Here is a 24923-nt window from a genome sequence, read left to right on the forward strand (position 1 = left end):
TTTTCTTGTCTTTCTGTAACTATTCAGCATCCAAAGAGACATCCGAGGCAACCATGAATGCCGGCCATTTACCCTCGAACAGCAGACGCAATGCCTCCGTCGCAGTAACGCTCTGTTTTCTGCAGGTTGTCAAGTAACTGCGGATGCGACAGAATACCTTGGCGCCGTCCATCGAACGGAAACAGCCCGACACCTTTTGCTGGACCTTGATCATGCGAAGATCATTTTCTGCCTGGTTGTTGGAAAAGGGCACGAGTGGTTCGACCATGAAGCGGAGCACGGCATCCTCAAATTTTCTGAGCCGCTCCAGGAGATTTCTCGCTTTTGATCTGGCAATCCTTCCCGGTTTCAGGTGGTATGTCTTTTTCTTCGGCTCAGGGCACTCGATTTCGGCTTCGGTCAACACTTCCCGGTATCGCTGCCGAAACAGCTCGGCGCCAGGCGGGTCGAGAGAGCCACCGGCTTCATCCACCGCTCGGTTGATTTCGAGGAGGAGATCACTCATCTGCTTGGCCCATTTCTGCCCATCCTGTTCCGCAGCTCTTTCCAGTTCCCGGAGATGATGGGCATTGCACAAGGCGTGGGCCGCACCATAGTTGAAGTAGGGCTTCCAGTGGTCATGGCAGAGTATGCCCTGGTAGCCGAAGAGGATTCCGATTTCGTCAAGGGCTTCTCCGCCGCGTTTCTGATGCGGGTAAAAATAGCTGTAGCTGTCGGTCGAGGTGTTGTGAAGCCAATATCGGCTGCTGTTGACATTGACTCCGGTTTCATCGAGATGAACCACGGGGGCTTCGGCCAGCCGATTCTTGACCCAGGTATCGAACAATTCCAGCCGCTCGAAGGCATCCCTGTTGAAGTTGACGATGGAGCCGGCACTGATCGGGATCTGCAGCTGATCGGCGAATTGCTCCTCGATACGATTGTACGGAATCATCTGGTATTGTGACATGTAGACCGAGTTGATTTTGATTCCGATGCCATACTGAATCGGCCGCGTAACGCCTTCGGGGAAGGGTGCGACATGCTTCTTCCCGTTTTGATCGACAAGGATTTCCGCCTGCCATTCGGTGACAACGATGCTGATATCCAGATCGATAACCTGCCTGGCCTCATGGCCAACGCTCCTGTACTCCCCCGGCGGCAGGAGACTCCTGTCTATCGGGATGGGCTTGACGATATCGGGGTCGCTGACCTGTTGCAGGGTCTTGCCGACATGGCCATGCTGCCCGCCTGGTTTTCGTCCACCAGCGGTTTTCCGCTCTTTTTTCCGGAACGGGTCCGACGCCGGCGGTTTGCTGCTGTTCCGACTGTTGAGTCCAAGACGGTTGACCAGGATGGAGACCAGCAGGAGGAGAACTTCAAGGCTGCTTTTGAGCGCCGGGGAGAGATTTTTCTCCTCGGCGATCAAGGCTGTGACCCTTTTTACCGTATCATCCACATTGATATTGTCCACCGTCATGAAAAGCTCCCGTGTTAAGCGTTACCGTATTATAACACGGGTTTTTAAATCGAAATTTTTGTCTCCAGGATGCCCGTCACGGCATTTTCAAAAATTTTACACCCGGGGGTATGCACCAGTGTTACGGTGTTGCCAAAACAGCTCACTTGGGGCGAATAAAGCAGTGCTCTGTGCTGAGTCGGAAACTGGTTGGATTCTGAAAAAATTTAACGAAAACCCTGTCAAGAACTTTATTGGATTTGATGAAAATAATTTGTGCTGAATAGTTACGTCTTTCTTATCTTTATCTTTCTGATCCTTGTTTTTTTTCTTCCCCTTCTTTTCCGATTCAACTTCATCTTTCAGGGGACATCCCTTGCAGCATTTTCCCTTTTTTTCAAAACTGTGACAGCATTTGTCTTTTTTCCCCATTGGAATAGCCTCCCGCTGATGAGCGATTCAGGGTCCGGATATGTTCCAATAGACAATAACGATTATCAGTTTTATTGCGAGCAGATTTTTAACTGGCGCCGGCGCCTCAGGCAGGTCGGCAGGACATCGCCATGTCCCTGTTCCTCTCCGGTGGAGAGTTCAAAATCCCTCCGGTCAGACGATATTCCCCAAGGGAGGGCCGGCAACCGAGGGAAGGGATATCCTCGCGGCACAGACGATCAGGATGAAAAGGATAAAGATCAGGTTGAGGAAGATGAATAACGTCCTGTAATTGAGCGAATAATGGAGAAATACCTGGAGTAGAAAGACCAGTGCCAGGAGGATCGCGGCACACAGCAGCACCGTCCGGGCGGTGGCATTCAACCCGAGAGGCAGCAGGGTGAACAGCATCATCGTCGCCGCCAGGGCCGAAACCCAGGGCACCAGCAGCCGCCGCATGGCCGGCTCGGACAGGTGATGGAGCAGTTGCGGCATCCGGCTTCTGGCGACGTCGTCCCGGTAGATCAGTGATACCAGCCAGGAATGCGGCACCTGCCAGAGGACCAGCAACGAGATCAGTGCACCGAGGACCGGTGAGCCGGCCTGGCCGCCGCCGGCAATCCAGCCGATGACCACCGGGAGGCTGCCGCATACTGCCCCCGGGACCAGCGCCAGCATCGTTTTAGCCTTGAGCGGGGTATAGACCCCATTGTACAGCACCACCGCAAGCAGGCCGAGCGCCAGCGGCAGCGGGCCGGGGACAAACGACAGCAGCAGCAGACCACAGCCGATCAGCAGCACCGCCTGCCGCAGGGCCTGACCGGGGTTCAGCTCTCCCTGGGGCAGGGGACGGAACATCGTCCGCCGCATCAGGCGGTCCTGACGCCATTCCTGCAGACTGTTCAAAGACGCCGCCCCGCCGGCCAGCAGCACCACACCACCGACCAGCAGCAGCACGACCGGCGGGGCCTGGGGCGAGGCCAGCAGGAAACCGAGCATCGACGAGAAGCCAAGCATCAGGCTGAGCCTCCCCTTGGCCAGGCGCACCCTGGCTCCAATCTTGACCGGGATGCTGGATGGAGCCTGTCCGATCGATCCCTGTGGCATGATCATGGCCACTCCTTCAACGGCAGGAATCCTCAACCGGGCAATCGCTGTCCGGCACCATGTTCACTCCTCCGCTTCCAGCCATGCCAGGTATTCCTGTTCCGGCACGATCCTCAACCTGGCGGTCATCGCCGAGTGGCCGGTGCCGCAGTATTCGGTGCACTGGATATCATACTCGCCCTGCTCATCGGCCTGAAACCAGGCATAGGTGGTCATGCCGCGCACGGCATCGATCTTGATCCGGAAGGCCGGGATATAGAGGCTGTGGACGACATCCACCGAGGAGACGTTGAGCTTGACCGCCCGGCCGAGGGGCACCACCAGCTCGTTTTCACTCTCCCTGCCGTTTTCATAGGTGAAGATCCAGGAAAACATCTGGGCCGTCACCTCGACCTGCATCGCATCCTCCGGCACGGTGCGCAGGCTGATATAGGACTTCCACCCCATGTAGAACATCGACAGGGCGATCAGGGTGGGAATGACCGTCCACACCAGCTCGAGGGCGAGGTTATCCCGGATATCCCCGGGCACCGGATGGCGGCTGCGCCGATAGCGGACGACAAAGATCACCATCACCGCCGTGATACCGAGGAGCAGGACCAGGGAAATGCCCAAAATGTACCAGAATGCCAGGTCGACGCTGTGTGCCGGACTCATGTACCGCCCTCCCTTACCTGAAGGCCACGTCCCAGAAGGTGAAACCGATCATGATCGCCAGGAACAGGACGGTCGTGATGAATGAGTACCTGATAACCGGGCCCTCAAAGCGGAGATGCATGAAAAAGAGGAGAACGAGGGCGGCCTTGAGCGAGGCGATGGTCAAGGCCAGCGGCACGTTGAAGAAACCGAGATGGATATAGGACACCGCCACCGTCACCCCGGTCAGCGCCAGCAGCAGGGCCAGGATGACGGCCAGCTGCCCATAACCCATAATGTGCCGGTGTTCTTCGATTGACTCCATATGCTACGCTCCCTCGCGAAGACCCCGGCCCTAGAGGACCAGGTAGAACAATGGAAAGACAAAGATCCAGATCAAGTCGACGAGATGCCAGTAGAGGCCGGAATTCTCGAGCAGGGCGTAGCGTGATGCCGTGATCCGGCCGCGCAGCACGAGGATCAGGCTGACCGTCAGCAGGACCATGCCGATGATGACATGGAGGCCGTGCAGGCCGGTGATCACATAATACAGCCCGAAAAAGATATTGAGCCCCGGTTCGCCGTCCTGCAGGGTCGCGGAGTTGGGATAGATATCGTGGTGGATCTTGGCCCCCCATTCAAAATACTTGTTCACCACGAAGACGAGGCCGCAGAAGATGGAAAAGGCCAGGAAGCCCATGGCCTGTCCCTTCTTCCCGCGCTGGATGGCGGTGATCGAAGAGGCGACGGTAAAACTGCTGACCAGCAGGACCACGGTATTGAGTGAGCCGATGATCCGGTTAAGCTCCTTGCCCCCCTTGGCGAACAGCTCGGGATACTCATAAAAATAGACGGCATAGAGAACAAAAAGGCCGCCGAAAAGAATGATCTCCGAATAGAGGAATATCCACATCCCTATCCGGGTACCGGTAGCATCGATTCTGGTCGTCATCACATCCCTGTCTTATCGGCCGTCACTTGTTCGAATTACTTACTATCTCACTGAAGTCATAGGGAAAGTCCTTGATGTTCGGAGAATCGGTGAAATTCTCCACCGGGGGCGGTGAAGGAATCGACCATTCGAGCGTGGTTCCGCCCCAGGGATTGGCTGGTGCGGTCCGCGGATTTCTGAGGCTGAACACCAGGTTGAGCAGCATCAGCAACAGCCCGAAGACGAGCAGATAGGCGCCGAATCCGGCAAGGAAGTTCCCGGTCTCGTACTGGGGCAGATAATCGTAGTACCGGCGCGGCATGCCCTGCATCCCGAGGATGAGCATCGGCACGAAATGAAAGACGAACCCCACCGCCGCCGCGACGGCCCCAACGTAAGCAGGACGGTTGCGGTACATGACCCCGAACATCTTCGGCCACCAGTAATGGAGGGCGGCGAAAAAGGCGAAACCGGTGCCGCCCAGCATCACGAAGTGGAAATGGGCGACAACGAAATGGGTGTCGTGGACGTGGATGTCGGTACCGGCGGCGCCGAGGACGAGCCCGGTGAGCCCGCCCACCGTGAAGAGATAGATGAAGCAGAGGGAGAGAAAAAACGGCGGCGACATCGCGATCGAGCCCTTGTACATGGTCGACACCCAGGAGAACACCTTGACCGCCGAGGGAACGGCGACGAGAAAGGTCAGCAGCGAGAAGACGAACACCGAGACATCGCTCATGCCGCTGGAGTACATGTGGTGGGCCCATACCAGGGAGCCGGCGATGGCGATGGCCAGCGAGGAGTAGACGATGGCCTTGTAGCCGAAGATCGACTTGCGGGAGAAGGCCGGGATGATCTCGGAAATGACCCCCATCGCCGGCAGGATGATGATGTAGACGGCGGGATGGGAATACATCCAGAACAGGTGCTGGTAGAGGAGCGGGTCGCCGCCCTTGTCCGGCTCGAACAGCCCGATCGAAAGGAAACGTTCGAGCACCACCAGGACGAAGGTGATGGCGATCACCGGTGTCGCCAGGATCTGCACCCAGGCCGTGGCGTAGAGCGACCAGGTGAACAGCGGGATCTGCATCGGGCCCATGGCCTTATCGCGCATCCGGTGAAAGGTGGTGACGAAATTCAGGCCGGTCAGCATCGACGACATGCCGAGGATGAAGGCGGCGGTGACGGTCAGCGAGACATTGCCCGCACTCGAGATGCTGAAGGGGACATAGAAGGTCCAGCCGGTATCGGGAAAGCCGTCGCCGGAAAAGAGGGAGAAGACGGCAAAGCCCCCGCCGAACATGAAGAGGTACCAGGACAGGAGATTGAGCCGGGGGAAGAACACATCGTCGGCACCCAGCTGGATCGGCAGGAAGAAATTGCCGAATATCGAGGGAATGGCCGGAATACCGAAAAGAAAGATCATGATCACCCCATGGAGGGTGAACATCGAGTTGTAGGCCTCCGGCCCCATGATGGTCCGTCCCATGCCCATCAGCTCGGTCCGCATCAGCAGACCGAGGATCACCGCCAGCACGAACCAGAAGAGGATGGCCCACAGGTACATCAGCCCCAGACGCTTGTGGTCGTGGGTCAGCAGCCACGCCTTCCATCCGGTGCGGCCGGGGGGTGAAGATTGCTCAAGGTACGATTGCGCTGCGGTCATGGTTTCATCCTGTCCCTATTCCTTAACCCCCTGGTTCCGATCTCGTCTTCCGCCCCGCCTCCGGTACAGCAACAGCACCGCTGCCGTGAACGCGGCGAATATTGCCAGGACCCCGGCCTTGACCGCCAGCACGACACCCTTGCTGGCATTGGGATCGGGATTGAAACAGATGTCGAGCAGGCGCTTGACCGAAAGCGACGGGGTATTCCGGCCGGCATCGTAGACGGCCATATCGACATCGCCGGGGATGAAATCGCCGTAGACGTAGCGGATGATCCTGCCGTCGCTCGCCACCGCCACCAGGGCCGAAGGGTGGATGAAGGTGCCGTCGGCCTGCTGTTCGAATCGATAGCCGATCGCGGCGGTGAGGGTGGTGATCGCTTCCCTGTCACCGGTCAAAAAACGCCACTCCCCCTCCGGGATTTTCCCGCCGGCGAGCTTGATGAAGGTCTTCTTCGCCCGACGGGCATCCTCGCTCTTTTCCCGGTCGTTGATGCTGACGGCGACAACCCGGAAGTCCCGGCCCGGCACCGATTTCAGCCGGCCGAGGGCGATGGCCAGATTGGCCAGATTGCGGCTGCAGGAGCCGGCGCAGTAGTAGTAGACCGGCAACAGCAGAACGGGCTTGTCGACAATCCCCTCCAGGCTGAGCGGTCGACCGTCTTCATCGCGAAAGACGAGCTCCAGCGGCAGATATGCTCCGGTTTTCTCCTCGACCCATTCTTTGGGTGCCCTGGCGTCCGTCATCGACAGGGCAGAGTCGTGTTCCTGCCCTCCCTTCCCGACCGCGGCGGCGGAGTTCGCCCCCCCATCGGCCGGCGGGCCGTGGGCACAGGCAGGCCCTCCCCCTCCCGCGTGCAGCAGCAGGGTCAGGCTGAAGACGAGTGTACCGAGAGCAAACCGCACGGGCCACCTCTTTACAGTGCCGACGCCGCACCTGATGTCAGATTCACCTTCATTGCCGTCCGAAACTTATGCTTGAGCTTGAAGCTGTCTCGATCCGGTCCATAAGCGAGCAGGACCACCGTCTCACCCTGGCTGTCAATGTTGCCATCATTGACATCGGAGGAAGCCAGCGGTATCGAGAACTCAATAGTGGTCCTGCCATTCTCCTCTGATCCACCGACCAGGGTCGCGTCCTCAGTCCCGCCGAGCTTGTCGTCGGGTTTGTGCCCTGTCGGCGTGTCACCGAAATCATCCGTCAATGAAACCTTGCCGTCCTTCACATATCCGAGGATGTAATTGGCGCCCTGCATGCGATCGGCGGGATGGAATCCGATCGCCACCCAGCCGGTCGTATCCGCACTCAGCTTGACCTCGAGCTGCTTATCGTTGACCGTCCAGGCAAAGGTCATTTTCTTGGCCTGGATCTCATGGGCATAGTCAGCCGCGACCAGCGCTGACGTGCAGGTCAGCGGCAGAAGGCAGGCAGCCGCCAGGGCGATTCGTCCGACAATTCGTTTCATGAAGATTCTCCTTATGATTTTAAAAACATACACGACAGATCTCCACTTAAACAATCAGACAATTCGTCGGTGTTGTCAAACAAAAAGTTGATCGAAACCACAGGGAAACTGCGCCGTTCGTCCATTCCCCCCACTTTCCAGCCCAATCGAACATGCTCGAGCAGGCGACACCGAAATGACCGGAGCCGGCCGCTCCGGTGCACGGCCGCGGCGGCAATCGAACGGCCTCCTCGGCAGGAATACGACCAAAAGTTTCGACTGCCATGGTGCAGGGAGGCGGCTGAATTGTCGGTCGTTGAAAACGGGAAATGATAACCAATATTAATTTTTCCTTCACAGCACCGCATCGATTCCTGTATAGTGATGTTGGGTTTTTTTACATTCAACATCACTCTCTGGAGGAAGCTATGGCTGAAAAAATGGAAGTCTACAAATGCTCGATATGCGGAAATATTGTTGAAGTGCTTGCCGGCGGGGCCGGGTCCCTGGTGTGCTGCGGCCAGCCGATGGCCAGGATGACCGAGAACACCACCGATGCGGCGGTCGAAAAACATGTTCCGGTCCTCGAGAAGAAGGATGGCTGCTGGCAGGTCAATGTCGGTTCCGTCGATCATCCGATGACGGCCGAACACTATATCGAGTGGATCGAACTGGTTGACGGCGACACGGTCTATCGCCAGAACCTCAAGCCGGGCGACAAGCCGTCCGCCTGTTTCGCCTGCTCCGCCGACAAGGTGACAGCCCGCGCCTACTGCAATCTGCACGGCCTGTGGAAGGCCTGATCGTCGTCTCGAACGGGAGGCGTCCGAGGAGCGGCCGAACAGGAAACTGAGCCGGCAATGGGTCTCGTCCGGCATGGACGCGGTTGGCTGATACAGCCGTCCATGCCGGTGAGGAACCGCTTCTCCCGGCCACCGCAATTACACCGCAACCGCAAGGAAAAAGCATGTCCACCCCCTGCCCCCCGATCCAGCCCGATGGCATCATGCCGTTACCCTGCTCCGGGGCATGCAGCGTCGGTCAGTTGAGCCATCAGGCGGTGATCGAGCTGACCGGTGCAGGGTTCGGCAGGATGTACAGCCTGGCGGCCATCGCCGCCGGACTGGCAGCCGCCATCGCCGACGCCGGCAAGGCCCGCATGGTCGTGGCTGTCGATGGCTGCGAAAAGGGGTGCAGCCGTCGGATCCTCGAGAGGACCGGGATCGGCTGCAGGCACCATCTGGTCATCACCACCCTCGGCATCGATCGGGAGGACAGCCTTCGGATCGACAATGACAATCTCCAACTGGTCAAAGACGCCATCCAGGCCTGCTGCGCCGAGGCCAGGCCGATCATCAGGCTCGGCGGCTGCATGTGCGGCATCTGAGCCGTCCACCGAAGCCGGCGGAATTCTCAGCCCAGACCGACATCGAGCCCCATCATGACGGCAAAACCGAGCATCACGCCGATGGTGGCGACATCCGAATGTTTCTCGGCCTGGGATTCCGGGATCAGCTCTTCCGCCACCACGTAGATCATTGCCCCGGCCGCAAACGACAGGGCATAGGGCAGAAGGGGCCGCATGGCGATCACGGCGATCGCGCCGATCACTCCCGCCGCCGGTTCGACTGCGCCGGACAACTGGCCGTAATAAAAACTTCTCAGTCGTGACATCCCCTCGCGCCGCAGCGGCACCGAAACGGCCGTTCCCTCCGGCAGATTCTGGATACCGATGCCGATCGTCAGGGCGATCGCCGCCCCCAGGCTGGCTGCCGGATAGCCGGCCGCCACCGCCCCGAAGGCAACGCCGACCGCCAGACCCTCGGGGATATTGTGCAGGGTGATCGCCAGGACTAAAAGGACGCTGCGCTGCCAGCTGGTCTTCACCCCTTCCCGTCCTTCACCTTGCGGAAACCCGGGATGGATATGGGGCAGGATCTTGTCGACCACCCAGAGAAAGGCGCCGCCGGAGAGAAATCCGACCATGGCCGGCAGCCAGGCCGTCCCGCCCTCGGCCTCGACCATCTCGATCGCCGGGGCCAGCAGCGACCAGAAACTGGCGGCGATCATCACGCCGGCGGCGAATCCGAGCATGCCGTCCAGAACCTTGCGGTCGATCGTCCGGAAAAAGAATACCAGCCCCGCCCCCAGGGCCGTCATCGACCAGGTGAAGCAGGTGGCGGCCAGGGCCTGGGCAACCGGGGAAAGGGACAGAAACCACTCGACCATACATCACTCCAGGGCAGGTGAATTTAGCGGTATCGCCGGTGACACCGGGGGCAGGATGCTTATATGTTTAGTGCCAAGAATTTCGCGAGCTTTGCGAAAAACAGTTCCATGTTCCGGACACCGTGTCAATGAAGAAGCTCAATGCCCCAATCACCCGGAGGCCAGCCATGACGACCATCACCTATCGAACGGAACGCGACAGCATGGGTGCCGTATCGATCCCGGCAGATGCCCTGTACGGGCCCCAGACCCAGAGAGCAGTCGACAATTTCACCATTTCGCAAAAAACCCTGCCCTGGGCGTTCCTCAAGGCCCTGGCCCGAATCAAGCAGGCGGCCGCCGAGACCAACACCGCCCTCGGGCTGCTGGACCGGGAAACCGGCGAGGCGATACGGGACGCCGCCGACGACATCGCTCAAGGGGCCTACAAAGACCAGTTTCCGGTATCGGTCTACCAGACCGGGTCCGGAACGAGCACCAATATGAACGTCAACGAGGTGATCTGCAGCATCGCCGGAAAACGCGGGATCACCCTCTCGCCCAACGACCACGTCAACCTCGGCCAGAGCACCAACGACGTGTTCCCGACGGCGATTCACCTCGCGACGGCGGAAGGGCTGAAATCCCTCCTCGATCCCGCCCTGAGCCGGCTGGCCGATTCGATACGGCGGAAGGCGACCGAGTACAAGGACGTCATCAAGACCGGCCGCACCCACCTGATGGACGCCCTGCCGGTCTACCTGCGCGACGAGATGGAGGCGTGGGCGCTCGCGGTCGACGAGTGCCGCGAACGCCTGGGCGATGTCCTGCCCCGCCTCCTCCGTCTGCCCCTCGGAGGAACGGCGGTCGGCAGCGGCGTCAACTGTCACCCCGACTTTGCGGCCGCGGCGGTTGCCCGGCTGGCGGAGATCACGGCCCTGCCCTGCACCTCCGCCCCCTCCCTGTTCAAGGGACTGAGCAGCCTCGATACCGTGGTCGAGGTCTCCGGTCACCTGAAGACGGTCGCCGTGGTGCTGATGAAGATCGCGGGCGACCTGCGCTGGATGAATTCCGGCCCGCTGGCCGGGATCGGCGAGATCACCCTGCCGGCCCTGCAGCCGGGATCGAGCATCATGCCGGCCAAGGTCAACCCGGTCATCCCCGAGGCGGTGTGCATGGCCGCGGCCGAGGTGATCGGCCATGACACCGTCATCACGCTGGCCGGTCAATCCGGCAACTTCCAGCTCAACACGATGTTCCCGCTGGTGGCCACCGACCTGCTCGAGTCCATCGACCTGCTGGCCGGCAGCGCCGGGTCCCTGGCCGAGAAGGCCATCGACGGCATGCGGGTCAACATCGAGGCCTGCGACCGGGCCCTGTCCCGCAATCCCATCCTGGTGACGGCGCTGACGCCCGAGATCGGCTACCTGAAGGCCGCCGAACTGGCGAAGCTGGCGATCGAGCAGGATAAATCCATCCTCGAAGTGGCCCTCGAAAGAACCGATCTGCCGCCCGCCCGGCTGCGCCGGCTGCTCGATCCGCGCAACCTGGCCCGCGGCGGGGGCGACGCGGCAACGTCCGGGTAGCACGGGAAGTTCACCGGCTGACCGCCGGAGCGCCCATCGCGGCAGTTGCCCCCGCGCCGGCACCACTCTCCACGTGACAGAGGCAATGGAGCCTGGATTGGAGGTGAACTCAGTGCGGGTCGGGCCGGTGATGATACCCCCGGGCCAGACGATAATGGTAGACGGTCAACGGCGCACCGTTCTTGTCGACCGGAATCTGCCTGACGTTGTGCACCCTGTTCACATACCGCTGGAAATAGGCATTGCGCATCGTCTCCGGGTCTTTGGCGACCAGCAGCATATCCCTGCCCTCGAGACCGGCGGGGGGGAACCAGAATCCATACATCAGCCCCTTCCAGCCGAAGACATGCCAGGCGAGCGTGTCGCCCTCCGTGGCGCGGCGATAGAAGGTCAAGGCGCTGGCGATCGGGTACGGATCCATCCCGACGACGAGCGGCAGGGTGCCGGTCTTGTGCTCCACCTGTGCGACCACCCTGTCGACCGCAGCGGCCAGTTCCCGCCACCCCATCATGAACGGTCCGCGCAAGTTGGGAACGCCGGGAAGGCCAAGGGTGAAATAGTGGAGGCCGGCTACTGTCAGCAGTATGACGCCGAGAGCGGTCGCCGGCCATAGTCGTCGCATGGCGCGAACGAAGCGATCCGTCGCCACCCTCCGTCCCAGATCCCGCATGGTCATCGCCATATATGGCAGCAGGGCGAGCCACAGCGGTCCGGTCCAGTTGAGCTTCACCTCCCTGAACAGGCTGAAGCCCAGGAAGACCGCCAGCGGCACGAGGACCATGCACCGGATGAAGCGATTCTCCCGCTCCGCCGCCTGTCCGTCAGCGGCCAGGAAGCGGCCGAGCACGGAGCGGCCATGGCGGAGAAAATGGCCCAAGGCGATCGGCCCGAGCGGGGTGATGAGGAGCAGGATGCCGCCGAACAACCGGTGGGTGCTGAACATGGAGACCTCGCTGATCCGCCCCTGGCTCTGGAAGACGAAGGAGGCCCAGTCGTGGCGCAGGCTCCAGAGGATGACCGGTGAAAAGACCAGCAGGGCAAGCAGGGCTGCCAGATAGGGTTGGGGACGGAAAAACCAGGCGCGGGCGCGGCGGTCAAGCACCATGAACAGCACTGCCGCCAGGCCCAGCAGGGCGATGGTGTACTTCGACAGCAGCCCCAGGCCGAGCCACAGGCCGATCCACCGCCAGGCCTTGTTGTCCCCGCCGATCAGCGCCCGGTGCAGAGAGAAGAGAACGGCCGCCCAGCAGGCCACCAGCGGCGCGTCGGGCGTCATCACCAGGCCGGTCCAGAAAAAGAACGGCAGGAGCGAATAGAGCAGCAGGGTGCGGAAGGCGATGGTCCGATCAAGAGACCGGCAGGCGTAGCGATACGTAAACCAGGCCCCAAGCAGCCAGGTCAAGAGGGCGCAGACCCGGACACCGAACTCGGAATCGCCGAAGATCGCGGTGCCGAGCCGGATCAGGACGGCGACCATCGGCGGATGATCGAGGTAGCCGATATCCAGGTGGCGGGCGTAGTTCCAGTAATACGCCTCCTCTTCGAGCAGTTCCAACTGGCCGGCATAGATCAGCCGGAACAGCAAGAGGACCGCAACCACCGCCATCCCAAGGCAGCGCCATTGCAGCTCGAGGTTGATCCTCCTCTCCTCCCGGGTGAAGATGAAGGGCATATTACCGAGATAGCCGGCAACGGCGGCGAACAGGACGGCGGCCACGGCCAGGCCCTGCCCGTCCCATCCGCCATGGCGATGGAGCAGGCCGATCACCCCGCCGCGCAGGAAGACGACGAGCAAGGCGACGACCCAGAATCCTGCGCCTTCCACCGCGCTCAGACGGGATGCCGATGCCCGCCGCAGCACGGGCTGGACCAGCAGGGCGAGGAACACGGCGGCCGCGGCGCCGAGACCGCTGAGGACATGGGCGCTGCCGAACGGCATCCCCCGCTGGAGGAAGGTGTGGAGCAGCGGGTAATCGATGGCCAGTCCCAGCAGCATGGCGAGGGCGGCCCACGTCCCCTGGCCCGGCGCCGGCAGCAGGCGGGCGCCGGTCAGCTGCAGCAGTTGCCGGAGATAGTCGCCGATAACCGCCGCATCCATCTTCGACTTGCCTTTGTAGCGATCATGAAAGGTGATGGGAACCTCGGTCACCCGCAGATCGACCTCGGCGGTCGCCAGCAGTTCGAAGCCGATCTTGAAGCCGCTCACCTGGCGGCCGATGCCGGCCAGCCGGCGGCGACGCACGGCGAAGAACCCGGCCATCGGGTCCCTGACATCGGTGAACAACCGGGCGGGGACGGTGGCCAGCTTCGACGAGATCTTCCGCATCAGCGGCCATCCCGGGATCGACCCGCCCTCGACGTAGCGGCTACCGATGGTCATATCGTGGCTGTCGGCAAAAAGCGGCGCTACCAGGTCGGGGATGGCCTCCGGCGGGTGGCTGAGGTCGGCATCCATCACCACCACGAATTCGCCTTCGGCGGCCCTGGCCCCGGCCATCACCGCTCCGGCCAGCCCGTCATCCACCTCGCGCCGCACCAGACGGACGGGATAAGCTGCCTGCCATGCCATGATCTCGTCGCCGGTGCCGTCGGTCGACTGATCATCGACAAAGACGACCTCGAGATCGATGGCGAGCGCGTCACGGATCTTGAAAATCCTGTCCAGCAGAGGATCGATATTGCCGGCTTCGTTCAGGGTGGGGACGATGATGGAGACAATGGCCATACGCAATCAGGGATTTCGGAAAATTGAGCCCTCCAACGCAGGCTCGGGTGCCTGCCAGGAACGAGCGCACGGAGTATACTGGAATTCCCTGGCCATTCCCATAAGTATATATTCCAAAACATGTTTTGAAAGAGTCCCGGCACCACTCCCTGTCGTTTACAAATGTCAATCGGTGCAAAATAAATTCTTGACGATGGCAACCACGTATTGTACTAACTGACTGATCAGTCAGTTTGGGAACGAGAACAGTCAAGATGCCGAAGAGATCAAAGAAAAGCACGATCCTGTCGATGGCGACAACCCTGTTCGCCGGCAAGGGATTCACCAACACCTCGATGGCCGAGGTCGCCAGCATGGCCGACATCGCCGGGGCAACGATCTTCTACCACTTCAAAACCAAGGAAGATCTGTTCGTTTCCGTCCTCGAGAGCGTCAAGACCGGCATCGTCAACGAATTCTCCCTCTACTTCCAGGAAGAGCAGTTCACCTCGGGCCTCGAGATGCTGCTCGGCGCCGTCGCCTACCATCTCCATCTCGCCACCGCCAATCGGGAATGGTTTCTCCTCCTGAGGCGCCACTACACCTACGAACTGGCGGCGGTCAACCCCGTCTGCCGCAAATACCTCGAAGACATCTACACCTGTCTCGTCGACATCTTCGAGAAGGCCCTGAATCTTGGTCAACAGGACGACTCGATCAATCAGGACCTGTCGACCAGGAAGACGGCTCTGATCATCCTCGCCATGGTCGACGGCATCATCCAGCTGGAAAGCAACAACTTGTACAATGCAGGCGCTCTCTACGGCGAGATCATCGCTTCCTGCCGTAGAATGGTTGAAAATAAACAATAGAATAGGTGGAGTGAATGCTGACAAAAATCTTTCCGTTCCTCAGTTGGTTGAAGGGGTACAACTCCGGCAGCTTCCGGGCAGATCTCCTCTCCGGTCTGACGGTGGCCCTCGTCCTGATCCCGCAGTCGATGGCCTACGCCCAGCTCGCCGGGATGCCCTCGTACTACGGTCTCTACGCGGCATTCCTGCCACCGATGATCGCCGCCCTCTTCGGGTCGAGCCGCCAGCTCTCCACCGGGCCGGTGGCGGTCGTGTCGCTGATGACCGCCGCCTCGCTGGCGCCCCTGGCCACCGCCGGCAGCGAGGGCTATATCGGTTACGCCCTGCTGCTGTCGCTGATCGTCGGCGTGTTCCAGTTCCTCCTCGGCGCCCTGCGCCTCGGCCTGGTGGTCAACTTCCTGTCGCACCCGGTCGTCAACGGCTTCACCAATGCCGGGGCGATCATCATCGCCACCTCCCAGCTCGAGAAGATGTTCGGCGTCTACGTCGACGGCAAGGCGCATCACTATGAGACGATCATCGAGGTCTGCAAGAGCGCCGTCCACTATACCCACTGGCCGACCCTGATCTTCGGCGTCGGCGCCTTCACCCTGATGTTCGTCCTCAAGAAGATGGCACCGAAGGTCCCCAACGTCCTGGTGGCGGTCGTCCTGACCACGGTTGCCGCCTGGGCCATGGGTTTCCAGCATGACACCACCGCCGGCATCTCGGCCATCCAGTCGGACAAGGCGAAAGAGATGATCACCGCCTTCAACGCGGCAATGGAGGCGAAACCGGCCCTCGAGAAGAAACAGACCGAGGTCGCCCTGATCCTCGACGAGGCCAAAAAGGCCCATGACAACATGGCGGTCCTCGACGCCGAGCACGAGAGCAACCGCATCCAGCTCGAGATCAAGGAAATCAGCCACAAGGCCGCCGCCTACCGCAAGGAACTGCGCGACCTGCTGTTTCAGGCCGTGCCCGGCGACAACGGCAGTCTCGCCTTCCACCTGGCGGGCGAGTTGCCGGACGGCGCCGGGAACGACGGCCGGACCTGGCGGATCAAGGTCGGCAACAAGGCGCTCAAGACCGACGAGCTGACGATGATGGGCGGCGGCGCCGTCGTCGGCGACATCCCCAAGGGGCTGCCGTCCCTGTCGGTGCCCGCGATCGACATGCGGGCGATCTCGCATCTGCTGGCCAGCGCCATCATCATCTCGCTGCTCGGCTTCATGGAGGCCATTTCGATCGCCAAGGCGATGGCCGCCAAGACCGGCCAGCGGCTCGACCCCAACCAGGAACTGATCGGCCAGGGGCTCGCCAACATCCTCGGCTCGATGAGCAACGCCTACCCGGTGTCCGGCTCCTTCTCCCGTTCCGCCGTCAACCTCCAGTCCGGGGCGGTGACCGGGTTGTCCAGCCTCTTCACCAGTGCCACCGTCGCCCTCGTCCTCCTCTTCTTCACCCCGCTGCTCTACCACCTGCCCCAATCGGTGCTGGCGGCAGTCATCATGATGGCGGTCATCGGCCTGATCAACGCCTCCGGTTTCATTCACGCCTGGAAGGCCAAGCGCTACGACGGCATCATCTCGGTAATCTCCTTCCTGATGACCCTGGCCTTCGCCCCGCACCTCGACAAGGGCATCATGATCGGCGTCGGTCTGTCGCTCGCCGTCTTCCTTTACAAGAGCATGCGACCGACCGTCACCTCCCTCTCCCGCTTTGAGGATGAATCCCTGCGCGACTCGGTGGTCCACGGCCTCAGGCAATGCCAGTACATCGACATGATCCGGTTCGACGGGCCGCTGTTCTTCGCCAACGCCAGCTACCTCGAGGACCAGATCACCGCCCGGATGGAGAACAAGAAGGACCTCAAACACATCGTCATCGTCGCCAACGGCATGAATGACATTGATGCCTCCGGCGAGGAAGTGCTATCATTGGTTGTGGCAAACGTCAGGAGCGCGGGAATGGATATTTCCTTCAGCGGCGTCAACGAGACGGTCATGGAGGTCCTCGAGAGGACCCACCTGATCGAGAAGATCGGCCGGGACCATATCTATTCCACGATGGAAAGGGCCATCTGTGCGGTGCATGAGTCGGCCCACAGGAAATCGGAAGAAAGCCAGTGTCCGCTCACCAATGTCTGCTACATTGCTTAATACCGTGCACATCAAGGAGATTTTATGTCTGTCATAACCATAGTCGGCGCTGCGTTCAGCCACAAGTCAGCAGTCATCCAGGAAGTGTCCGCCACATCCGGTTACCGGACGGTCGATGTCAACGAGATCATGGCCGCCGCCAGCAAGACCTCGGGGATGAGCGAGGCCAAGATCATGGCCGCCTTCTCCGCCAAGACCTCGGTCTTCAACCGCTTCACCCATGAGAAGGAACGCTCGATCGCCCACCTCCGCCTCGCCCTGGCCAATATCCTGAAGGATGACCAGTTGCTGATCACCGGGCCGGTAAGTTTTCTGATCCCGGAAAAGATCACCCACATCCTCAGGGTGTGCCTGGTGGCCGAGATCAAATACCGACTCAATGTGGCGATGCAGCGGCATGGCCTGTCGGATAAGGCCGCCCATCAGCAGATCCGCCAGCAGGACGAAGACCTGGCCGCTCTGCTGAAGATGCTGGAACGGGGCGAGGATCCATGGGCCTCGACCCTCTACGACATCGTTCTGCCGATGGATAAGACCAGTCCGGCCGAAGCCGCGGCGCTGATCATCGACAAGGCGCAAAGCGATGTCGTCGCCAGGACCCCGCATTCCCTGAATATCCTCGATGATGTTCTGCTTGCCGCCCAGGTCGAGGTCAAACTGGCCCAGGAAGGACACAATGTCGGGGTCGACGCGCACAAGGGGCAGATCACCCTCACCATCAACAAGAATGTCCTGATGCTGTCGCGCCTCGAGGAGGAGCTCAAATCGATCGTCGAAAAGGTACCGGGGGTTGCCGGGGCGGTCACGAAGGTCGGGGAAAAATTCTATCAACCCGACATCTATCGTAAATACGACTTCGAGGTGCCCTCCAAGGTGCTCCTCGTCGACGACGAGCGGGATTTCGTCCAGACCCTCTCCGAACGGCTGATCATGCGTGACATGGGCTCGGCGGTGGCCTACGATGGGGAGTCGGCCCTCACCATGATCCAGGACGAGGAACCGGAGGTGATGATCCTCGACCTGAAGATGCCGGGCATCGACGGCATCGAGGTCCTGCGCCAGGTCAAGGCGACCAATCCCGATATCGAGGTCATCGTCCTCACCGGCCATGGTACCGACAAAGACAGGGATATCTGCATGGAACTTGGGGCCTTCGCCTTCCTCCAGAAGCCGGTCGACATCCAGTTGCTCAGCCAGACCCTGATCAAGGCCAATCAAAAGGTTCACAGCAAGAAAAAACGCGGTTAAGCCGTTGTAAAAAATAACCGTAACAGTGGAGCGTTGTTCCCGGCATAAGGGGCCGTAACGAAATGGGTGAACATGTAGTGGTTATTTCGTAACGGCCCCCGAACTCCTTCGAGGACGCCGGCCGGGCGACAAGCCGGCGTCCCTTCCCAATCCGCAACGGCCAGAGGCACGCATGACGGTCCTTCTCGATCGCATCAAACCCGATTTTCTCCGCAGTCGGAACATCACCACCGGCCCCTTCCGCCAGATGTTCAACTACAGCAGGATCTGGCAATGGGCGCTGCTGCTGACCTCGATCGTCACCCTGGTCCCGCTGGTCCTCATTACCGCCATCGATTACAACGTCACCCAGCAGTCGATCGAGTCGGAAAACCTGCTCCGGACCCTGCGGGTCGGCTCCAATGCCAAACGCACCATTGCCTCCTTCCTCAGCGAACGGCTGGCCGCCCTGAGCTTCGTCGTCCGCGACAAGTCCTACGCCGAGTTGACCGATCCGGCAAAACTGGCCATCCTGCTCGACAACCTGCGCGAGAGCTACGGCGGCTTTGTCGACCTCGGGGTGATCGACAACAACGGCGTCCAGACCACCTATGTCGGACCGTACTCCCTTCAGGGCAAGGATTACAGCGACCAGGCCTGGTGCTCCGAGGTCCAGGAGAAAGGCTTCCATATCAGCGACGTGTTCCTCGGCTTCCGCAAGGTGCCGCACATGGTGATCGCCGTCAAACACACCCTCCCCGACGGTTCAAGCTACATTCTGCGTACCGCCCTCGACACCGTGCGGTTCAACGAACTGTTGACCACCCTGGAACTGGGCGGCCGCGGTGATGCCTTCCTCATCAATCACGAGGGGATCATCCAGACCCCGACCCGCTACCAGAAAGGCATTTTCGAAAAAATCGCCTACGCCGTCCCGGAGTATTCGGACAACACCGAGATCAGGGAGGACACAAACGAACACGGCGAACCGGTCATCGTCTGTTCGGCCTATATCACCGATTCGCCGTATATCCTGATGATCATCAAACACAAGAACGACATGATGCAGTCCTGGCATCAGACCCGTTTAAAGCTTATACTGTTCCTAGCAGTCAGCATTTCGGTAATTATTCTCGTCATCTTCGCCTTTTCGACCTATCTGGTCAACAACATGTACCTTGCCGATCAACGTCGCCTGATGATCCTCCATGAGATGGAATACTCCAACAAGCTGGCCTCCATCGGCCGGCTGGCTGCCGGGGTCGCCCACGAGATCAACAACCCGCTGGCGATCATCAACGAAAAAGCGGGGCTGATCAAGGACCTGTTCACCTACACCGACACCTATGCGGCCGATACCAGGATCGTCGGCCTGATCAATTCGGTCCTCTCCTCGGTCGAACGCTGCGGCATCATCACCAAACGTCTGCTCGGGTTCGCCCGCCACATGGAGGTCTCGCTCGAATCGATCAACATCGGCACGATCATCAACGAGGTTCTCGGTTTTCTCCACAAGGAAGCGGAGTACCGCAACATCACGGTCGAGATCGCGGTCGCCCCGAATATACCGGAGTTCCAGTGCGACCGCGGCAAACTGCAGCAGATCTTTCTCAATATCGTCAACAATGCCTTCTCGGCGATGGATGACGGCGGCAGACTTGTCATCACCGTGCAGCCGGAGGCTCCGGACCATATCGTCGTCAACATCGCCGATAACGGCTGCGGCATGACCGAGGAAGAACTGGGCAAGATCTACGAACCATTCTATTCCACCAAAACCAAGACAGGCGGCACCGGACTCGGCCTGTCGATCACCTACGGTCTGGTTCAGGAACTGGGCGGCAAAATCAAAGTTGCCAGCACGAAGGGAGAGGGGACGACCTTTTCCATCAAATTGCCCCTGCAACCCCCTAAAAAAGCGGAGAAATAACATCATGCGCATCCTACTTGTCGATGACGAAACGGAATTCGTCGCCACCCTGGCCGAACGCCTGTCATTCAGGAACATGGAGGTCGACTATGCCACCAAGGCGGCCGAGGCCATCGAACTCGCCTCCCGGAAATCCTACGACCTGGCGGTCCTCGACATGAAGATGCCCGGCATCAGCGGCATCGAGTTGAAAGGGATGCTGGAGAAGCAGTGCCCGGGGATGAAGTACATCTTCCTGACCGGTCACGGCTCGGAGGAGGACTATCGCGCCGGGTCCTCGGAGGCCAGTGGCTACCTGGTGAAGCCGATCAATATCGATATCCTGGTGGCCAGGATCAAAAAAGCCCTGGAGGCAAGGTAACCACATGACCGCACAGTATGACGGTATCGGCGGATCGGGGCTGCAGTTTTTCGGCAAGGTCTCCGCCTCCATCTCCCATGAATTGAAGAACGTCCTGGCGATCATCAACGAGAATGCAGGATTGCTCGAAGACCTGACAGTTGCCGCCCGTCGTGGATCCCCGATCGATCCCGACAGGCTTGACCGGACGGTGCGGAATTTTACCAAGCAGATCCACCGGGCCGACGAAATCCTCAAGAACATGAATCGGTTCGCCCACAGTGTCGATCAATTCGAGTGCCGGGTCGATCTCCATGACCTGGTCGTGCTGGTCGCCAATCTGGCGGCAAGAAAGGCGGCTATGGGCAGGATCTTACTTGAAACGACGGCACCGGCCCAGCCGATCCAGTTCACCGGCAATCCCTTTCTGCTCGAAAACCTGGTCTGGCTCTGTCTCGAACTGGCGATCGCCTCGACCAGCGCCGGCCGGACGGTGACCCTGATCCCGGAAAAGACCGCTTCGGCCACCCTGCTGCACATCACCGGCATGGATGGTCTCGGCGAGAAGTTGCCGCTGCAGAACGACGCCGGCCTGGAAGCGGTCTGTGCCGCCCTCGGGGCCGGGATGGCGACCGATCCGGCGGGCAACACCCTGACCTTGCGTCTGGGATGAATGGATTTGTGCGGTCGAGCAAAAAAAAGGCCAACCACCACAAGGGAGAACGATATGTCTGAAAAAATACTGTTGATCGACGATGAGGTTGATTTCCTGTCGGCGATGTCCGAACGGATGAAGGCGAGGGATATGCAGGTGACGACTGCCTCATCGGCCAAAGAAGGGCTTGAGAAGGTGGCCGCCGGGTCGTTTGATGCCGTCATCCTTGACCTGGCGATGCCGGAGATGGACGGGATCGAAACCCTGAAGATCCTCAAGGAAAAGAATCCCGATCTCCAGGTGATCCTGCTGACCGGCCATGCCACGATCAAACAGGGCATCGAGGCGATGAAGCTCGGCGCCATGGATCTCCTGGAAAAGCCGGCCGACATCAACGCCTTGACGGAAAAGATCAAGACCGCGCAGGCCAAAAAGATGCTGATCGTCGAGAAGAAGAACGAGGAGATGATCAGAAAGATCATGGCCACCAAGGGCTGGTAAGCGGTTTCACCCGAGGTTTATCCATGAAGGCGGCTGGCCTGGGCACGACGGACCGGGAGAATGGCGCCGGAGCGCAGGTCCTGATCGAATTGCGCACCTCAACCACCCACTGCGCCCGATTTTCCGGGGTGCCGGCGACTGCTGCCAACATCATGCGAATCGCACCCTGCGGGCTCATCCGGCAGACCGGACGGGGAATATCGTATCGCGCAATTCGGAAGGATTCTACCCAGTGCTGCACAACAGTGATCAAATCAACCTGGGCGGATTCTTCAGGCAGCAGCGCCCTGTCCTCGCCCTCTCGGCATGAGCGGCAAGGACGCCCGCGATTCACAGATATTAGACTAGCAATTCCCGCAATTATCTGCTTTCATAATCGCGCAATTCGAAGTCCCTGATTTTCGATCTTTCCAACCATTCAGAACAAGCACGATATCGACCTATGCCATCCAGTCCTCACGTAATCCGTCATAAAGCCGCCGTAAACCGACCCCGTCGCGAGACGCTCAATGGCCATCGCAGCATCAACCTCTGGTTTACCGGGCTTTCCGGTTCGGGAAAATCAACCCTCGCCCACGCGGTGGAGGAGCGGCTGCACCTGATGGGCTGCCGAACCTATGTCTTCGATGGCGATAACGTCCGCCACGGCCTGTGCCGGGACCTGGGCTTCAGTCTCCCCGAACGGAAAGAAAACCTTCGGCGGATTGCCGAGATGATCAAACTCTTTCTCGATGCCGGCGTCATTTCCCTGACCGCATTTATTTCGCCTTTGGAGAGCGACAGGGCCATGGCAAAAGAAATAATCGGCCCCGAGAATGTTATCGAAGTCTATTGCAACTGTCCGTTGGAAATCTGCGAGCAACGTGATGTAAAGGGGTTGTACAAAAAAGCGCGGGCCGGTGAGATACAGAATTATACCGGTATCTCCTCGCCGTACGAAGCACCGCAGCAGCCGGACATCGATATCGACACCGGAACACTCCCCTTGCAGGAATGTGTCAATAAAATCATTACGGTATTACGGGAACGGTGGATTATCCTGAAGTAATGGTATCCACGCCGGCCGCTTGCAACTCCAAGCAACTGCCGGTACACCCTCCAACCCTCCCCCCAGGCACACCAGCATACCGATCTCAGCACGCCACCCTTCACCATTCGGCCCATCCATGGCAATGACAGGCCATTCCTGCTGTGATTCGAAACCTGAAGAGTATCTCCTGCTGCTTCATTTTGCCAGAATCAGCAGGATTGCAGAGACGCAGGTGCCGGAGCGGCATCATGATATCGATATCCTGGAAGCCCTGCGCCCGCTATCCGCCTCAATCGATCCCGCCATCACTCCTTTGCTCCCGCTCATCTATCACAACACCGCCCGAACCGGACTACGTTGTCGACTCCCCCCCGAACTGACTGCCACACTGAAAAACGGGACGATGCGGCTCGTCGCCCAGGACCTGGCGAATCGGCAATGGCTGCTCAGGAACCTGGAGGCATTTGAGAAGGCGCATATCCCCGTCATCCTGCTCAAGGGGGCTGCCTTTGCCGGCACCCTGTATCCGGACAACACGCCCCGGCTCGGCATAGATCTCGACCTGCTGGTTACCGGAGACTGCTTTGACGATGCCTGTGCCATCCTCGGCAGAACCATGAATCCCGTTCTGCTGAGCGACAAACGCTCAGCCACGCACGATACATTGTTTGAACGGGTCTTCACTCCCAGGGATGGGGGGATACCGACCGTCGAACTCCACCGGGACCTGACCAATCCGTCGATTTTCCATATCAATCAGCAGAGGCTCTGGGAAGCCAGCCGCCGGCATCCGGTCTACAATTCGGAATCGGTACGCTTGCTCTCGCCGGAAGACACCCTGCTCCACCTGGCGGTCCATGCCTTCCGCGATCTGGATTTCTGCAACCACAATATCCTTGATGCACACGAGGTCTGGTGCCAGTGGCATCCTGACCCAGAGAGTCTGACGGACCGTGCCACGCAATGGGGAGCACGAAAGGCTCTGTTTTACCTGCTCGCAACCTGCCAGGCATCCATGGGCACTCCAGTATCCGACACACTGCTGAACAGTCTGAAACCATCACGGATCTGTGACGGGATCAACAGGAAGATCCTGCAATCGCCGGTTCCGAGCACTACCGATCGTAATACTCTTGGTTATCGGCTTATCCAATTGATGAGCCAGCTCACCTTCCCGGACAGGCTGCTGCGGGGGATACGATTCCAGGTGTCCTATGCCCGACTCAGGGTGCACGACTGGATCATCGGCCTGAGAAATCGGCCCCACGCGTCGCTGTAGGGCAACGCCGCCAGGCATGGGGCCAGGGACGCTACTTCTTCAGCAATTGCCCCATCAGCCGCCAGAGAAAGAGTGGGCTTGAAACAAAGTTGCGCCGGAACAACCGCCGCGGTTCCTGCAGCAGACGAGGGAGCCATTCAAGGCCGCATTTCTGAAACAGCAACGGGGAACGCTTGATATTGCCGGCATAAAAATCAAAGACAGCACCGATTGCGCCGATAAAGCCGACATTCAGCCGGTCACGATTCCGGTGGATCCATTTCTCCTGTTTCGGTGCCGTCATGCCGACCCATAGGACATCGGGGGCCGCAGCATTGATGGCCTCAATCATGCCCTCGTTTTCTTCTTCAGTAAATTCCGGTCTGAATGGAGGGGAATAGGAGCCGGCAAAGCGGAAAGCAGGATAATCTTGCGCCATCTTCTGTCTGATCGTCGCCAATGTCGTCTCGGTGGAGCCGAGGAAATAGCAGCTCCGGCCGCCAGCGGCATTCAAGGCCTCGCTCAATCCCCGGTAGATATCGCTGCCGGTCACACGCTCGCGGATTCGACCGCCCAGAATTTTCGAGGCCAGAACAATTCCCGAGCCATCCGGAGTCAGGAGATCGGCCCCGTGCAAGGCCTGTTGGAAGTCAGGGTCATCTTCGGCCAGGACCAGCGAATGCGGATTGGCGCAATACAAGGTCCTCGGCCCAGTCTCATCCGCCAGCCAGCGTTCGATCCTCCTCACACTCCGGGCGATCGTTAACGTGGATACGGCGTACCCCAGAATCAATTCCGTTGCATGGTCTTCCATCC

24 protein-coding genes are annotated in these 24923 nt (G+C 59.8%); 12 read left to right on the plus strand and 12 right to left on the minus strand.

Annotated elements, in window-relative coordinates; genetic code table 11:
• Positions 1–19 precede the first annotated feature (19 nt).
• The 9 genes from tnpC to ACWGKN_RS13690 all read right to left on the minus strand — a co-directional run bounded on the left by tnpC (position 20) and on the right by ACWGKN_RS13690 (position 7676).
• Positions 20–1459 (minus strand): IS66 family transposase, encoded by a 1440-nt coding sequence (gene tnpC / locus ACWGKN_RS13650; protein WP_452095461.1) that lies wholly within the window; start codon positions 1457–1459, stop codon positions 20–22.
• A gap of 96 nt (positions 1460–1555) precedes the next feature.
• Entirely contained in the window at positions 1556–1870 is a 315-nt protein-coding gene (locus ACWGKN_RS13655) for a hypothetical protein (RefSeq protein WP_452095462.1), read from the minus strand.
• A 174-nt stretch (positions 1871–2044) separates the two neighbouring features.
• Entirely contained in the window at positions 2045–2983 is a 939-nt protein-coding gene (locus ACWGKN_RS13660) for a UbiA family prenyltransferase (RefSeq protein WP_452095463.1), read from the minus strand.
• Between the two features lie 57 nt (positions 2984–3040).
• Complete coding sequence (gene coxB, locus ACWGKN_RS13665) at positions 3041–3634, minus strand: cytochrome c oxidase subunit II (protein WP_035227879.1); 594 nt, start codon at positions 3632–3634, stop codon at positions 3041–3043.
• 13 nt (positions 3635–3647) lie between these two features.
• A complete protein-coding gene (locus tag ACWGKN_RS13670; RefSeq protein WP_035227881.1) occupies positions 3648–3938 on the minus strand; it encodes a cytochrome C oxidase subunit IV family protein in 291 nt (96 codons plus the stop codon).
• Between the two features lie 30 nt (positions 3939–3968).
• Positions 3969–4565, minus strand: coding sequence for a cytochrome c oxidase subunit 3 family protein (locus tag ACWGKN_RS13675; protein WP_035227883.1), 597 nt, complete (start codon positions 4563–4565; stop codon positions 3969–3971).
• Positions 4566–4587: 22 nt separating this feature from the next.
• The gene (locus tag ACWGKN_RS13680) at positions 4588–6210 is read right to left on the minus strand and encodes a cytochrome c oxidase subunit I (protein ID WP_035227885.1); all 1623 of its coding nucleotides are present in this window, start codon (positions 6208–6210) and stop codon (positions 4588–4590) included.
• Between the two features lie 15 nt (positions 6211–6225).
• Positions 6226–7116, minus strand: a complete 891-nt coding sequence (locus ACWGKN_RS13685; RefSeq protein WP_452095464.1) for an SCO family protein — start codon at positions 7114–7116, stop codon at positions 6226–6228.
• Between the two features lie 11 nt (positions 7117–7127).
• Entirely contained in the window at positions 7128–7676 is a 549-nt protein-coding gene (locus ACWGKN_RS13690; protein WP_452095465.1) for a DOMON domain-containing protein, read from the minus strand.
• Between the two features lie 407 nt (positions 7677–8083).
• Here ACWGKN_RS13690 and ACWGKN_RS13695 point away from each other — a divergent pair, with 407 nt between their 5' ends.
• Together ACWGKN_RS13695 and ACWGKN_RS13700 are read left to right on the plus strand one after the other, a co-directional pair.
• Complete coding sequence (locus ACWGKN_RS13695; RefSeq protein WP_035227889.1) at positions 8084–8458, plus strand: desulfoferrodoxin; 375 nt, start codon at positions 8084–8086, stop codon at positions 8456–8458.
• A gap of 164 nt (positions 8459–8622) precedes the next feature.
• Positions 8623–9042 (plus strand): putative zinc-binding protein, encoded by a 420-nt coding sequence (locus ACWGKN_RS13700; protein WP_052159776.1) that lies wholly within the window; start codon positions 8623–8625, stop codon positions 9040–9042.
• 26 nt (positions 9043–9068) lie between these two features.
• On the opposite strand, the gene ACWGKN_RS13705 is transcribed toward ACWGKN_RS13700, so the two are convergent.
• The gene (locus ACWGKN_RS13705; RefSeq protein WP_035227891.1) at positions 9069–9884 is read right to left on the minus strand and encodes a ZIP family metal transporter; all 816 of its coding nucleotides are present in this window, start codon (positions 9882–9884) and stop codon (positions 9069–9071) included.
• 167 nt (positions 9885–10051) lie between these two features.
• Between ACWGKN_RS13705 and ACWGKN_RS13710 the strand changes: the two genes are divergently transcribed.
• A complete protein-coding gene (locus ACWGKN_RS13710; protein WP_035227893.1) occupies positions 10052–11449 on the plus strand; it encodes a class II fumarate hydratase in 1398 nt (465 codons plus the stop codon).
• A gap of 109 nt (positions 11450–11558) precedes the next feature.
• On the opposite strand, the gene ACWGKN_RS13715 is transcribed toward ACWGKN_RS13710, so the two are convergent.
• The gene (locus tag ACWGKN_RS13715) at positions 11559–14174 is read right to left on the minus strand and encodes a glycosyltransferase family 39 protein (RefSeq protein WP_452095466.1); all 2616 of its coding nucleotides are present in this window, start codon (positions 14172–14174) and stop codon (positions 11559–11561) included.
• Between the two features lie 254 nt (positions 14175–14428).
• On the opposite strand from ACWGKN_RS13715, the gene ACWGKN_RS13720 reads away from it, so the two are divergent.
• From ACWGKN_RS13720 to ACWGKN_RS13760, 9 genes are all read left to right on the plus strand, one after another.
• On the plus strand, positions 14429–15025 hold the full coding sequence (locus tag ACWGKN_RS13720; RefSeq protein ID WP_035227895.1) for a TetR/AcrR family transcriptional regulator: 597 nt from the start codon (positions 14429–14431) through the stop codon (positions 15023–15025).
• 14 nt (positions 15026–15039) lie between these two features.
• Positions 15040–17166 (plus strand): SulP family inorganic anion transporter, encoded by a 2127-nt coding sequence (locus ACWGKN_RS13725; RefSeq protein ID WP_035227897.1) that lies wholly within the window; start codon positions 15040–15042, stop codon positions 17164–17166.
• Between the two features lie 24 nt (positions 17167–17190).
• On the plus strand, positions 17191–18414 hold the full coding sequence (locus ACWGKN_RS13730) for a response regulator (protein ID WP_035227899.1): 1224 nt from the start codon (positions 17191–17193) through the stop codon (positions 18412–18414).
• 172 nt (positions 18415–18586) lie between these two features.
• Positions 18587–20323 (plus strand): sensor histidine kinase, encoded by a 1737-nt coding sequence (locus ACWGKN_RS13735; RefSeq protein ID WP_035227900.1) that lies wholly within the window; start codon positions 18587–18589, stop codon positions 20321–20323.
• A gap of 4 nt (positions 20324–20327) precedes the next feature.
• Entirely contained in the window at positions 20328–20684 is a 357-nt protein-coding gene (locus ACWGKN_RS13740) for a response regulator (protein WP_035227901.1), read from the plus strand.
• 4 nt (positions 20685–20688) lie between these two features.
• Entirely contained in the window at positions 20689–21336 is a 648-nt protein-coding gene (locus tag ACWGKN_RS13745; RefSeq protein WP_052159778.1) for a sensor histidine kinase, read from the plus strand.
• Positions 21337–21390: 54 nt separating this feature from the next.
• Positions 21391–21819 (plus strand): response regulator, encoded by a 429-nt coding sequence (locus ACWGKN_RS13750; RefSeq protein WP_035227902.1) that lies wholly within the window; start codon positions 21391–21393, stop codon positions 21817–21819.
• A gap of 442 nt (positions 21820–22261) precedes the next feature.
• A complete protein-coding gene (cysC, locus tag ACWGKN_RS13755; RefSeq protein ID WP_035227903.1) occupies positions 22262–22867 on the plus strand; it encodes an adenylyl-sulfate kinase in 606 nt (201 codons plus the stop codon).
• Between the two features lie 118 nt (positions 22868–22985).
• Positions 22986–24128, plus strand: a complete 1143-nt coding sequence (locus ACWGKN_RS13760; protein WP_424252766.1) for a nucleotidyltransferase family protein — start codon at positions 22986–22988, stop codon at positions 24126–24128.
• 31 nt (positions 24129–24159) lie between these two features.
• Here the strand turns inward: ACWGKN_RS13760 and ACWGKN_RS13765 are convergent, their stop codons facing one another.
• The gene (locus ACWGKN_RS13765; protein ID WP_452095467.1) at positions 24160–24921 is read right to left on the minus strand and encodes a WecB/TagA/CpsF family glycosyltransferase; all 762 of its coding nucleotides are present in this window, start codon (positions 24919–24921) and stop codon (positions 24160–24162) included.
• Positions 24922–24923 lie beyond the last annotated feature (2 nt).

The organism is Desulfoprunum sp., from assembly GCF_053613775.1.